This window comes from Gordonia aichiensis, assembly GCF_039946255.1.
In the GTDB taxonomy this organism is placed as follows: Bacteria; Actinomycetota; Actinomycetes; order Mycobacteriales; family Mycobacteriaceae; genus Gordonia; species Gordonia aichiensis_A.
Genome location: NZ_JBCDWL010000003.1, coordinates 277,584 through 290,158 on the forward strand (window position 1 = coordinate 277,584; position 12,575 = coordinate 290,158).

Consider the following 12,575-nt stretch of genomic DNA (forward strand, 5'->3'; position numbering starts at 1 on the left):
CCATGACGACGACTGAGCAGGACGGTCCGTGCGCCGTTGCGGGCGGCTCCCGACGTGCCGACTCCGCACCGCGTGCGACCGGCTCCGCGCACACCGATCGGGAGTGGGTCCGCCGACTGAGTTCGGTGGGCCCGGAGTTCGACGAGGCCGTCGCCGACCTGCATGTGCTGATGGTGAAGGCCGCCCGCCACCAGATCGGCCGGATGCCCGAGGCCGGCGCCAACCTGCAGGGCGTCTTCCTCGACGATCTGGTTCAGCAGGCCGCCACCGAAGCCACCCTGTCGGTCCTGCGGAAACTGCCGACCTTCGAGGGCCGCAGCCGGTTCACCACCTGGGCGTACAAGTTCGCCATCCTGCAGATGGCGACCGAGGTGCGGCGATCCCTGTGGCGACGCCACGATCTGGATCTGGCGGCCGCCGCGGAGCCCTCGTCCACCGAGCCCTCGCCGACACAGCTGGCCGAGGCCTCCGATCTGTCGCGCGCGGTACGACGCGCCATGGACTCCGAGCTGACCCGCCACCAGCGGACCGTGGCGATCGCGCTGCTGATCGACGAGGTGCCGATCGACGTCCTCTCGGAGCGGATGGGCACCACCCGCAATGCGTTGTACAAGACCCTGCACGACGCCCGCTCGCGGTTGCGACGGCATCTGCGAGCCGCCGGCTACCTCACCGATTCCACCCCCGTAGGGAGACGAGCATGATGAACGAGTACCGACCGGTCTCCGCGGAGGCCGTCGAGCGACTGCTCCTCGACAGCGACCCCTGGATGTCGTGCGACGAGTGCTTCGATCGGACCGACACCTGCGTCGAAGCATTGATCACCCGGGGTCAGGCGCCGGATCCGGCCATGCGGACCCATCTGCGCGCCTGCCCCGCGTGTCTGGAGGACGTGCAGTCGCTGCTGGAGCTGGTGGCGCTCGAACGCGGCGTCGACGCGTCCGCGCTGGAGCGCCTCCTGACGTAGCGGTCGCCGAGATCGCACGAGATCCATCGCACGAGATCCAGCCGCCGAGATGACGAAAGGGCTCCGGCATCGTTGACGATGCCGGAGCCCTGACTCCCTCCCCGGGACGGCGCGTGCGCGCCGGGCCTGCGTGATCCGCTGCGCGTCAGCGCTTCAGCGGACCGGTGTACTTGAGGGCCAGCAGGCCGAGTGCGGACGCGGCGACGAGGAGACCGAAGTCGCGAAGTGCGACGTCGTAGTACTCGCCGAGGCTCACCAGGTCGACGATGATCCCGAGCAGCCAGAGCGCGACCACCCATGCGCCGATCCGCGGGGCCACCGCGACCAGTAGGCCGGCGACGATCTCGATGACGCCGATGATGTACATCCCGGTCTGCGCGCTGCCCGGCAGGATCCGGTCGATCCACGGTGCCAGGTAGTGCGGCCAGTCGGTCAGCACGTTGAAGAACTTGTCGAGGCCGAACAGGATCGGCGCCACGGTGAAGACGGTGCGGAGGATGAAGAACGCCTGGTAGCCACGGTCGGTGCGACGGTCGACGCCGGCTGCGGGCTGTGTGCTGGTGGACATGTCTGACCCTTTCTAAAAACTACGGTGCTGTTTTTAGAATAGGCTTCGCCGCCGCTTAAAATCAACTTACATTTATTTTAGAGAGTTCGCGCAGGTCCGAGCGGTGACGAAGCGGTGACGCCACAGCAGGACGCTAGGCTCGTCCGCATGACGAATGATCGCCTGGCCAGAATCCTGTCGTCGATCCTGCTGGTGCCGGGTCTGCTGCACTTCGTGGCGCCGAAACCCTTCGACTCGATCGTCCCGAAGGAACTGCCGGGCAGCCCGCGCACCTGGACCCACGCGTCGGGTGCGGCCGAGATCGGACTCGGCGTCGCGGTGCTGGCCCCGCGATCGCGCCGACTGGCAGCGAGCCTGGCGGCCGCACTGTTCGTCGCCGTCTTCCCCGCCAACGTCAACATGATCCGCGAATGGGTCGACAAGAGTCCGACCATGAAGACCCTGGCCTGGGCTCGACTGCCGCTGCAGCTGCCGTTGATCGCGCTCGCCCTGATCGTCCGACGCGGCGCGCGGCGCCCGGCCGGCACCGATCGCCGGTAAGAACGGCCCTGCCACCCGAGAAACGACTCGGGTCCGGTCCGCCACTTGTCGTGGCAGACCGGACCCGATTGTTCGGACCGAAATGGTCAGCGGCTGCAGATCAGCCCATCAGACCACCGACGATGCCCGGGATCATGTCGGCCAGCGAGCCGGTGCTCGACAGCTGACCCTCGGCGGAACCGAGACCGTTGTCGTCCAGGCTTCCACCGATCGACTCACCGGCGTTCTGGCCGCGGACGGTGGTGCAGGCGGTCAGGTTGGGCATCCTCAGCGTGGCGATCGACCAGTCGGGGGTACCCTTCACGGTCGCACCGCCGCTGGTCAGCTGCTTGCCGACACCGACGTCACTCGGGAGCGCATAGGTGAACTCAGCCGTGTACGCCTCACTTGCGAAGATCGCCCAGCCGGTATGGCTGATCTTCCAGCTGTCACCGTCCTTGACGACGCCCACCGGATCGATCGCCTTCTCCTGGATGAGGTTGCCGAAGATGCCGCCGCCGCCGAGGATGCCGCCGAGGAGAGTGAAGGACTTGACCTTGACGGTGGGCTTGACGTCGCGGAGAGCCGCCGGGGGCGTATCCCAGACGCCCTGAATGTACGGATTCCCCGCACCCGTCGTGCTGGCGGCGATCGTGTACTTCACCGCGGTACCCTGTGCGACCTTCGCATCGGTCGACTTCTCGAAGATGTACTTGATGCTCGGAATGACGGCATCGCTGACCGTGTACGTCGACGAAGCCTTGCACTCCGCCGCCGCGGCGGTACCTGCGACGGGAGACGGCGCGACAGCGAGACCGCCGCCGGCGATAGCGGCAGCCGCGGCCACACTGACGAGGCGGGTGCGCAGTGAACGAGGGGACATGGGTTCTCCGTTTCGATCCGGGATGCCAGTGGGTGTCGCGTCACATCAGATGCACGTCCGTGACGATCCTTACTCCATATCTTGACCATCGAGTTCGCCTGCATCCAGCCGTTTCACGACCGATCCGTGCTATTGGCGCAAAGTTGACGTCACAGACCGAAATATCCAGGCTTGCGGTGGATTCTCGCGGTCCGGTGACCCAAAAATGTGGCTTTCACCTGGTCAAACGACAGAGAGCCCGAAAATCCCGGTCATCGGCGCCCGTTCACCGCCCCGAGCCGGGGCGGCTCCCGGCACGCCCGGCGGACGACGACCGCCCGCCGCTACCCGAGCAGCGTCGCGACCGGCGTCGGAGTCAGCAGGTACTGGCGGGCCTTCATCAGCTTGCCGACGCGCCCGGCGCCGACCACGCCGGTGAGCAGACCCTCGCGGCTGTAGTAGGCCAGGAACTTGCGGCCGTCGTCGTCCACCACGTGCACCTCGTCGTCGGGTCGCGGTGAGCCGAGCATCTGGAACTTGAGGCCGTACTGGTCGCTCCAGAAGTACGGCACCGGCTGATGCGCGATGGGATGCCCCAGCAGTTGGGCGGCCACCAGCGCCGCGTGGTCGACGGTGTGCGTCCAGTGCTCGACGCGGTGCGCGTTGCCCTCGGGGTCGTGCCAGTTGGCGCAGTCGCCGAGCGCATAGACGTCGGCGGCGCTGGTCCGGCCGACACCGTCGCACGCGATGCCGCCGCCGACCGCGCGGTCGGCGAGCGCGATCCCGGATCCCTCGAGGTAGTCGAGGTCGGGGTAGCCGCCGATGCCGACGACCACCACGTCGGCCTCGACGCGGGTCCCGTCCGACAGGACTGCGCCGACGGCCCGACCGGCCTCGGTGAGCAGTTCGTCGACGCCGACGCCGACGCGCAGATCGACCCCCGCCGCCACGTGCAGGCGCGTCACCATCTGGCCGATCTGCGCACCGAGCGGACCCGACAGCGGAGTCGGTGTGGGCTCCACCAGGGTCACCTCGACGCCGAGTCCGTGCAGGCTGGCGGTGACCTCGCACCCGATGAAGCCGGCCCCGATCACCAGCGCGCGCCGCGCGGACGCCGCGGCCGCACGGAGGGCGAGCGCATCCTCGACGGTGCGGATCACATGGACGCCGGCCACCCCGTCGGTGCCGGGGAATCGACGAGCGACCAAGCCGGTGGCCAGGATCAGCGTGCCGTATCCGAGCTCCTCGACCGCGCCGCCCCGCTCCACGCTGACGGTGCGGGCCTCGGGGTCGACGGCCCGCACGCGCGAGCCGGTCCGCAGGTCGATGCCCGACTCGTCGAAGAACTCCGACGGCTTCAGGTCGACGCGATCATCGGCGCCGGTCAGCACGGTCTTCGACAGCGGCGGCCGATCGTACGGCGGGTGCTCCTCGGCACCCAGCAGGATGATCTGTCCGTCGTACCCGCCACTGCGCAGGTTCTCGGCCACTCGGATCCCGCCGAGTCCCGCTCCCACGATCACCACCGGTGATGTCACCACTGCATGTCTCCCTCGAAGGTCACGTCGCCGCCCCACGGTGGCCGCGACTCACTCCTACTGCAGCACACGAGGGTTGCCGCAACTCACTGGGGCGACACGGTCGTCACGCGCGACAACCGCCAAACGTCGTTCACTTTAGAGACGGTCGCCCACCGCGCGATACCCACGCGCGTCGGGTAGTCCTGTTGTTTACCCACCACGATCTCCTGCGTCGCGAAGATCAGCACCCGCGCCAGCTCGCCGTGACGGTCCCCCAACGCCGCGCTCGACACCGTCGTCTTCATCGAGATGTCCGACGCCCTCGCGTCGGGGAACACGACGTCGGGCCCGCGAGCAGCGAAGTCGGCCGACAGCGCTCCGGTGAGGTGTTCGGCGACGGCGGCTCGCTGCTTCGGCGTGTCGCCGGGGGTGAAGGTCATCAGCGCGGTCACCGCGTCGACCGCGGCACGGATCGCGGTGTGGTCCGCCGGTTGCGGTTCGGCACGCGATTGCACGCCCGACGTGAAACCGATGGCCGCGACCAGGGCGGCGATCACGACGACGACGGCAGCGGCCGCCTGGAGTCGACGGTCACCGCGCGGCTGCCTGCGCCATCGTCGACGCAGGCTGTGCGGCGTCGGAGTCGCGTCACCGGGTGGCGGCGCATCGCCGTCGCCGCTCACCGGGGAGTCGTGCGGGATCGGATCAGGGGTCTGGCCATCGGCCGAATGTGCGCCCATCACGAGACCGCCTCGGCCTGCCGGACCAGCCAGCGCTCGCCCACGCGGACCATCGTGACGGCCAGTCCCACACGACTCTGCCCGGCGTCGCCGCCGACCAGTTCGGGCCCGGTGGTCTGCGCCACCAGGAGGATCGACGTCGCCCGATCACCCGAGACGTCGCTCTCGCCGACCGACGCCGCCGACAGGATCTGCCCGGTGGTCGGCTGCGGGAGCCCGGCGACGAGCGCGACCAGCCCGGCTCTGGAGCCTTGCACGCGCACTCGCTGGTCGCCCGTGCTGATCGACATCACCTCGTCGACGTAGCGGTCGGCGTGCGCGGGATCGGCGGTGAGCATCGTGACGATCGCGTGCTCGGCGGCGACCCGGGCGGCCTCGGTGTCAGCCGCGCGCGCGAGGGCGTGGTCGGCGCCGCGGTGGGCGAACCATCCGGCGCCCGCCAGCCCGATCGCGGCGATCACCGCCGCGATCACGGCCAGTCGGATGCCCGCGGCGCGTCGCCGCCCGCGCCGCGCCACCGCGGGTTCGGCCGCCTGGCGCGCCTGCGCCTCGGCGACGACCGCATCGGCGAACCGCGTCTGCGCCTGCCGCAGTCGCAGGCTCTGCCCGTCCTCGTCGGTCACTGCAGTTCCTCCAATCCGTTGAGCAGCCACCGGTCGCCGGACCGGACGTACGCCGCCTGCACGGACTTCAATCGGCTCTCGGTGTGACCGCCGCGCGCAGTGACGGTGACGCGGACGATGATCAGCGCCTCCCCCGCACGGTCGTCGGCCCACGACACGGCCACATGCTGCGGCACCCAGCTCACCGACGCGATCCCCGCAGGCGGCGGCCCGGTCAGCCCGCGCTGGGACGACACCGACAGCGGCGGCGCGACCAGACTCTGCGCCGTCCGACGGTCGCTCGACCACGTGCGGGAGTCGACCGAGAAGACGTCGGCGACGATCCCGCCCGCCGACTCCTGCAGGGTCGCCCGCACCTGCTGTGCGCGGTCGGCGGCGGTCCGGGCGTCCACCCCGCCGATGCAGTAGCCGAGGGCGACGACGAACAGGACGGCCGCGACCACCAGCCGGATCAGGACCCCGACGGCCCGCATCGGCTTCTCCAGGAATGCGATGATCGGCTTCACGGCACCAGGACCAGACCGTCGATCTTGAGGACGCCGCCGTCGGGCACCATCCCGACGATCAACCGCAGGGGCTTGATCGGCTGGGCGTCGGCGTCCGACTTCTCATCACCGACCTGCACGTTGGCGGCGACCATCACATCGGCTCCCGCGTCGGAGCGGTACTGGACGGCGGCGGCGTCGACGCTGCCGTGACCGCGGGCGCCGGTGTCTTTGACGTAGGTGCTGTAGGCGTCAGCGGACTGCGCGAAGGCGTCATGGAAGGCGCCGGTGGCCACGTCGAGGATGCGTTTCGCGCGGGCGGGATCGTCGGCGTCCACGTTGAGCAACAGGTCCACCCGGCTGGTGGCGGCGGCCACGTAGTCCTCGTCGCTGAACCGGGTGGGGGCCGACGCCGCGTACCAGACCGCGACGGCGGCGACGATGACGCACGCCGCGACCACCGCGCCCAGAACTGCGATGAGCCGCGTCGACATCCGGGTGCGCAGTCCGGCCGAGATCTCGGCGTCGGTGAGGTCGTCGCGGGCAGCGCGCAACTCTCGGCGCGCTTGGCGCCACTGTTTCAATCGGTCGTCCGAGGTTGTGCTCCCCACCCGGTCGAGAGTAGCGACTCGCCGGTCAGCTTTGGCCGATCCGGCGGTTGTAGGCCGACCGCGAGTCCGGGTCCGGATTCAAGAAGATCTCGCCCGACCCGGTGGTTCGCAGCAGCGCGCGCTTGAGCGGGCGCGGCAGGATCGGGTAGGCGTTGACCCATCCCATCGACCGTGGCGCAGCGACCCGCACCCGGGCGCCGGCGATGGTCTCGAGGACCTGGCGGGCGACGACGTCGGTGTCGACCGACGTGACCATCGCGTTGGTGGCGAGCCCGTCGATCAGGCCGGTGTTGGTGAACGTCGGCATCACCGTGCTCACCCGCACCCCGCGCCCGGCGAGCTCGGAGTCCAGCGCCTCCGAGAATTCGATGACGCCGGCCTTCGCCGCGTTGTACACGGTCAGCCCGGGTGTCGGCAGCCGTCCGGCGACCGAGGCGATGTTGACGATGTGGCCCTGTCCGCGCGCGAGCATCGTCTCCGCGGCCACCTGACTGCCCAGGATCACGCCGAGCAGATCAATGTCGAGGGTCGCGCGGATCAACGACTCGCGGTAGCCGGTGAAGGGCCCCACCGGCATGATGCCCGCATTGTTGACCAGCACGTCGACCGGACCGACGCGGGCGGCGACCTCGGCCAGGAAGCTCTCGAACGACGCCCGGTCGGTCACGTCGAGGGCGACGCCCTCGATGCCGAGGTCGGCGGCGGCCTTGCCGACCGCGTCGGCGTCGATGTCTCCGATGGCGACCCGCGCGCCCGCGTCGAGCAGTTCGGCGGCCACCTCGAGACCGATGCCGCGGGCGCCGCCGGTGATCGCGACGATCTTTCCTGCGACGGCGCGGCGCAGCCGCAGGCGGCGTGCCTCCGCGCGCGCCGAGCGGGACAACAGGGTGGTCAACGACATGGGTGGGACTCCTGAGGGATGCGGGCGACGAGCCCGTGGTCGGATCAGTGGATCATCGGCGCGAGGTGGCATCGCGCCATCCGGCGCACCGAGTCGGGGGTGCGCCGCTCGGGGTCGCTGGCGGGGACGTCGAGGTACGAGATCACCAGCCGCACGTGGATCTCGACGGCTTCGAGAAGCGAGTCGTCCGGCATCGTCGCTCCCGCGGCCCGCAGCGTGGCCGCGATCCGCGCGGTGACCATCTCGATGAACAGCGAGCCGACGCCGCCTGTCACCTCGCGCACCGAGCGGTCCTCCAGGACCACTCGCCGCAGCAGCGGCTGCGACTCGATCATCTCGGCGCCGAGCGCGAACGCCTCCACCACCGCCTCCCCCGGCGGCAGGCCGGCGACCGCGTCTTCGAGCGCGGCGAGCCCGGTCTCGAAGGTGTCGACGGCGACGGCCCGGAACAACGACTCCTTGTTGGGGAAGCGCCGATAGAGGGTCGAGCGACTGATGTCCGCGGCCCGCGCCACCTCGTCCATGTTGGCCTGCCGCAGGCCGACCGCGGTGAACTCGGCGGCCGCCGCGATGAGGATCGTGCGCTCCTGCTCGGACGCCGAGGCGGTGATCCGGGCTTTGCGTGCGACCGGCACCGCTACCGCCGGCGCAGCGCGACGGGCAGCTTGTCCTTGGGGACCGGCAGCGCGCTGTAATCCATCGGCATGACGTAGTCGGCGGGCACCGACCACTCGTGACCGCGCAGGAGGTGATGCATCACCGTCTTGATCTCCATCTGCCCGAAGTACAGGCCGATGCACTTGTGGACGCCGCCGCCGAAGGGCATCCACGCCATGCGGTGCCCCTTGTCTTCGGCCCGCTCGGGCGAGAATCGTTCGGGGTCGAACATGTCTGGGTGCGAGAAGTACTGCGGGTCGCGATGATTGGTCATCTGCGGCACCGTGACCATGGTGCCCTCGGGGATGAAGAAGCCCTGGACCTGCGTGTCCTTGATCGCCATCCGGGGCTGTGCGGGCACCGGCGGACACATCCGCAGCGACTCGCGCATCACCAGATCGAGCACGGTGAGCTTGTTCAGGTCCGCGTATTCGAGGTTCTCTCCGAACTCGAACGACTGCGCCCGCGCCTTCTCCTGCCATTCGGGGTGTTTGGCCATGTGGTAGGCCATCTGGGTCATCGTGATGGTCGAGGTGTCGTGCGCGGCCATCAGCACGAAGATCATGTGGTTGACGACGTCTTCGTCGGTGAAGACGTCGCCGTCGTCGCTCTCGGCGTGGCACAGGACCGAGAACAGGTCGGGGGTCTGCACGGCGCGCTTGGCGTCGATGTGGGCGTAGAAGAACTCCTCCAGGATCTTGCGTGAGCGCACCCCCTTCCACCAGCGTCCGCCGGGGACCGGCTTGCGGACGAAGGCGACGCCGGCGCGCACCGTCTCGATGAACGCCTTGTTCAGGCGGTCTGCCTCGTGCTGCGGCAGTTCCAGGCCGAGGAAGACCTCGAGTGCGACGTCGAGGGTGAGCTGTTTGAACTCCGAGAGCAGCTTGACCCGCCCGGTCGGGAAGCGGGCGAGGCGGTCGGCGACCATCGGCTGCAGCTCGTCCATGTAGCCCTGGAGCACCTTGGGGGTGAAGGCCTGCTGCAGGATGTGCCGGTGGTGGCGGTGCTCGTCGAAGTCGAGGAGCATGATGCCGCGGTTGAAGAACGGCCCGATGAAGAAGCTCCACGCGGGGGCGTTGGCGAAGGCGCGATCCTTGTTCATCAGGATCTCGTTGGCGGCCTCGGCGCCTGCGCAGTTGACCATCCGGATGCCGAAGGCGTTCATCCCCGACACCTGTCCGTACCGCATGCGCTTGGCCTCGCCGTACCCGAAGGGGTCGCGGCGCATGCTCAGGATCTCCAGCACCCCGTTGCGGTCGCTGAGCGGGACCGCCTTCAGATCGCTTCCCGCCGCGGGCTCGGCCAGCACAGCACCCATCGTTCCTCCTCGGTCACGGTCGCGCCGATGTGACGCGGCCCATAACCCAATTGAAACAAATGAAGGAATCTGTGTCTATAGCCCGTGGGACAGATCAGCGAATCCGTCCGAAACACGAGCTCCCCCGACCGCTCGCCGTCAGCGCCCCACCAGCAGGGCGTGACAGCGACGGAGCCGGTCGTGCCACCACTGCGTGCGTTCAGCGGAGGCGAGCGGCAGGTCCAGGCCCGGCTCCACCCGACGCCGGCGCAGCGCGCCCTCGTGGATCCGGAACGACGCGGTCACGTCGCGGTTGAACAGCTCCCCGGTTCCCAGGCCGCACGCTCGGTGCAGGTTCGGCAGCGCGGTCGCGGCGTCGACGCCCGCCGAGATGCCGATCGCGGTGTCGAGCGCACTGGAGACGACGACGTCCAGGGGCAGCTTGGCGGCCAGGGCCAGCAGCGCGCGCCGCCCGCCGAGCGGCGCCACCTTGAGCACCGCGATGTCGGCGGCCTTCAAGGCGGCCACCCGCATGGGGTCGCTCGAGCGTCGGATCGACTCGTCCGCGGCGATCAACGTACGCGTCGCGGCCCGGACCTCGGCGAGCTCCTCGACGCTCCGGCAGGGCTGCTCGGCGTACTCCACCTCGCCGATCGCCGCGAGCGCCTCGATCGCCTCGGCGACCGACCAGCCGCCGTTGGCGTCGATCCGCACGTTGGGAACGAGCTCACGTGCAGCCGCGACCCGTTCCACATCGTCGTGCAGGGTCTGACCGGCCTCGGCGACCTTGACCTTCACCGTGTCGACACCCGGATACCGGGCGATGAGCGCGGCGACCTCCGCGGCCGGGATCGCCGGGACGGTCGCGTTCACCCGGACCTCCTCGCGCACCGGCTCCGGCGCCGGGAGGTAGGCGGCCTCGATGCCTGCGGCCAGCCACGTCCGGGCCTCGGCGTCGTCGTACTCGACGAAGGGCGCGAACTCGCCCCATCCAGCGGGCCCGGCGAAGACCAGCGCCTCGCGCGCCTTCACCCCGCGGAAGCGGGTGTGCATCGGCAACGAGACCACATGCGCGTTCGCGAGGAGGTCGTCGGCGCTCGGCATCGTCGGCGGGGGTGGGCTCTTCGGCTGCAGCCGGAAGGTCGGCACCCCCTTCTTGCGGTCGTCGGCGGCGCCGACATTCGATTCCTTGTTCCGCCCGACCGGTGAGGAGAAGACCATGGGGCCAGGGTATCCCCGCATCGAGGCGCTCGAACCGACCAGAACTTTGGAACAAAATCTTCCATCTGTGTCAGACGGCGGCTAGTGTCGTGTCCATGACGACACTCGACGCCTTCGACGACGGCATCCGCGAGGTGGAGCCGTCCTACGTCGACATCGACTCGATCGACCTGCGCCTGGGCGCCGATTCACTGGTCTGGAAGTTCTACGGCGACATCCGCGGACTGCTGGGATTCCAGCGGTTGGCGGGTACCGAGAACTGCATCGAGCAGCTCGCGCAGGGCGTGGAGGACCACTCGGTTATCTTCGCCGACTTCCTGGGCCGCGCCCGTCGCACCGGCCCGCCGATCATGCGGACCGTCTACTCCGACGAGCCGCAGCAGTGGGGCCGGCGGGTCCGCGACTTCCACCGCGACATCAAGGGCACCATCAGCGACGGCTCGCGCTATCACGCGCTCAACCCGGAGTTGTACTACTGGGCCCACGCCACCTTCGTCGATCAGGTCCTGTTCATCACCGACACGTTCATTCGCCGACTCTCCGACGAGGAGAAGGCGGCGATCTTCGAGGAGAGCAAGACCTGGTATCAGCTCTACGGGGTCTCCGCGCGCAGTCAGCCGCAGACCTACGAGGAGTTCCGCCTCTACTGGGACCGGATGTGCGACAAGTTCGTTCCGACGCGGACCATCATGTACGCCACCGGCTACCTGCGAAAAGGCGTGCCCGGACCGGCGTGGCTGCCGTCTCCGGTCTGGCGGATCGTCAGCGCCCCGCTCAACGCCTTCCTGCAGACGATCATCGTCGGCACCTTGCCCGACCAGATGAAACGTGTCTGCGAACTCGACTGGAGTCCGCGCAGGCAACGCCGGTTCGATCGGTTCGCCGCCACGATGCGCGCACTCAATCCGCTGTTCAACCGACTGCCCCTGCGCATTCTGTACGTGAAATGGGCGGTGGAGGGCTGGGAGCGCACCGGGGTCGACCCGCGCCGGATCCACAACACCCCGGCCGACCGCGCCCCGGTCGGCAACACCTCTGACGGGAGCCGCACCCGATGACCACCCCGACCGTCGACGAACTGCGCGCCGGACTGCCGCGCGCCGCCGCCGAAGCACAGTTCGACGCCCTGCCCGCCGTCGGCGTCGACGAGATCGTCGGCCGGTGGCGCGGCAGCGAGGTCCCCACCGGACACCCGATGGACGGACTGCTGGAGGTCTCGGGGTGGTACGGCAAGCAGTTCGACGACCCCGACCACGTCCACCCGCTGCTCTTCGGCCGCCCCGGCGACTTCTACGCGGTCAACCCGAAGCTCATCCCGATGACACTGCTGGACTCGGTGGGGCCCCGGCTGCCCAAACACCGGCTGCCGGGATCGTCGTTCGCGTTCCGGGCGCTGCGCACCCGCCGCCACCGCGCCCGTCTGCGCGCGGTCGAGTACCGCGGCACGGTCAGCGCGGCGATGGTCTACGACGATCTGCCGATCATCGACAACTTCCGCCGGCTGAACGCCGACGCCCTGCTGGGCGCGATGGATCTGCGCGACTCCCCCGCCCCGTACTTCTTCCTGCTCGAGCGCGACGGCGTGTAGTCCCGCAGGCAGCCGA

General features: G+C 69.4%; 16 protein-coding genes. 5 read left to right on the forward strand and 11 right to left on the reverse strand.

Annotated elements, in window-relative coordinates; genetic code table 11:
• Positions 1 to 2: 2 nt before the first annotated feature.
• Entirely contained in the window at positions 3 to 704 is a 702-nt protein-coding gene (locus AAFO60_RS06150) for an RNA polymerase sigma factor (protein WP_347955286.1), read from the forward strand.
• Positions 701 to 967 (forward strand): hypothetical protein, encoded by a 267-nt coding sequence (locus tag AAFO60_RS06155; RefSeq protein ID WP_347955287.1) that lies wholly within the window; start codon positions 701 to 703, stop codon positions 965 to 967. Before AAFO60_RS06150 ends, AAFO60_RS06155 begins: the two co-directional genes overlap by 4 nt.
• Before the next feature lie 145 nt (positions 968 to 1,112).
• Here the strand turns inward: AAFO60_RS06155 and AAFO60_RS06160 are convergent, their stop codons facing one another.
• The gene (locus AAFO60_RS06160) at positions 1,113 to 1,535 is read right to left on the reverse strand and encodes a hypothetical protein (protein WP_347955288.1); all 423 of its coding nucleotides are present in this window, start codon (positions 1,533 to 1,535) and stop codon (positions 1,113 to 1,115) included.
• Between the two features lie 147 nt (positions 1,536 to 1,682).
• Here AAFO60_RS06160 and AAFO60_RS06165 point away from each other — a divergent pair, with 147 nt between their 5' ends.
• Positions 1,683 to 2,075, forward strand: coding sequence for a DoxX family protein (locus tag AAFO60_RS06165; protein ID WP_347955289.1), 393 nt, complete (start codon positions 1,683 to 1,685; stop codon positions 2,073 to 2,075).
• A 100-nt stretch (positions 2,076 to 2,175) separates the two neighbouring features.
• Here the strand turns inward: AAFO60_RS06165 and AAFO60_RS06170 are convergent, their stop codons facing one another.
• From AAFO60_RS06170 to AAFO60_RS06215, 10 genes are all read right to left on the reverse strand, one after another.
• Positions 2,176 to 2,937 carry a hypothetical protein gene (locus AAFO60_RS06170; protein ID WP_347955290.1) on the reverse strand — a complete coding sequence of 254 codons (762 nt, stop codon included), beginning with the start codon at positions 2,935 to 2,937 and terminating at the stop codon, positions 2,176 to 2,178.
• A gap of 323 nt (positions 2,938 to 3,260) precedes the next feature.
• Positions 3,261 to 4,457, reverse strand: a complete 1,197-nt coding sequence (locus tag AAFO60_RS06175; RefSeq protein WP_347955291.1) for an NAD(P)/FAD-dependent oxidoreductase — start codon at positions 4,455 to 4,457, stop codon at positions 3,261 to 3,263.
• Between the two features lie 83 nt (positions 4,458 to 4,540).
• Positions 4,541 to 4,993 (reverse strand): hypothetical protein, encoded by a 453-nt coding sequence (locus AAFO60_RS06180; protein ID WP_347955292.1) that lies wholly within the window; start codon positions 4,991 to 4,993, stop codon positions 4,541 to 4,543.
• Positions 4,994 to 5,175: 182 nt separating this feature from the next.
• On the reverse strand, positions 5,176 to 5,799 hold the full coding sequence (locus AAFO60_RS06185) for a hypothetical protein (RefSeq protein ID WP_347955293.1): 624 nt from the start codon (positions 5,797 to 5,799) through the stop codon (positions 5,176 to 5,178).
• The gene (locus tag AAFO60_RS06190) at positions 5,796 to 6,305 is read right to left on the reverse strand and encodes a hypothetical protein (RefSeq protein WP_347955294.1); all 510 of its coding nucleotides are present in this window, start codon (positions 6,303 to 6,305) and stop codon (positions 5,796 to 5,798) included. Before AAFO60_RS06190 ends, AAFO60_RS06185 begins: the two co-directional genes overlap by 4 nt.
• The gene (locus AAFO60_RS06195) at positions 6,302 to 6,895 is read right to left on the reverse strand and encodes a hypothetical protein (protein WP_347955295.1); all 594 of its coding nucleotides are present in this window, start codon (positions 6,893 to 6,895) and stop codon (positions 6,302 to 6,304) included. Before AAFO60_RS06195 ends, AAFO60_RS06190 begins: the two co-directional genes overlap by 4 nt.
• 25 nt (positions 6,896 to 6,920) lie before the next feature.
• Positions 6,921 to 7,796, reverse strand: a complete 876-nt coding sequence (locus AAFO60_RS06200) for an SDR family oxidoreductase (protein WP_347955296.1) — start codon at positions 7,794 to 7,796, stop codon at positions 6,921 to 6,923.
• A 44-nt stretch (positions 7,797 to 7,840) separates the two neighbouring features.
• On the reverse strand, positions 7,841 to 8,431 hold the full coding sequence (locus AAFO60_RS06205; RefSeq protein ID WP_347955297.1) for a TetR/AcrR family transcriptional regulator: 591 nt from the start codon (positions 8,429 to 8,431) through the stop codon (positions 7,841 to 7,843).
• Positions 8,432 to 8,433: 2 nt separating this feature from the next.
• The gene (locus tag AAFO60_RS06210; protein WP_347955298.1) at positions 8,434 to 9,771 is read right to left on the reverse strand and encodes a cytochrome P450; all 1,338 of its coding nucleotides are present in this window, start codon (positions 9,769 to 9,771) and stop codon (positions 8,434 to 8,436) included.
• A gap of 138 nt (positions 9,772 to 9,909) precedes the next feature.
• The gene (locus AAFO60_RS06215; RefSeq protein ID WP_347955299.1) at positions 9,910 to 10,971 is read right to left on the reverse strand and encodes an o-succinylbenzoate synthase; all 1,062 of its coding nucleotides are present in this window, start codon (positions 10,969 to 10,971) and stop codon (positions 9,910 to 9,912) included.
• A gap of 95 nt (positions 10,972 to 11,066) precedes the next feature.
• Here AAFO60_RS06215 and AAFO60_RS06220 point away from each other — a divergent pair, with 95 nt between their 5' ends.
• Positions 11,067 to 12,029, forward strand: coding sequence for an oxygenase MpaB family protein (locus AAFO60_RS06220; RefSeq protein WP_347955300.1), 963 nt, complete (start codon positions 11,067 to 11,069; stop codon positions 12,027 to 12,029).
• The gene (locus tag AAFO60_RS06225) at positions 12,026 to 12,559 is read left to right on the forward strand and encodes a GXWXG domain-containing protein (protein ID WP_347955301.1); all 534 of its coding nucleotides are present in this window, start codon (positions 12,026 to 12,028) and stop codon (positions 12,557 to 12,559) included. Before AAFO60_RS06220 ends, AAFO60_RS06225 begins: the two co-directional genes overlap by 4 nt.
• Positions 12,560 to 12,575: the final 16 nt, after the last annotated feature.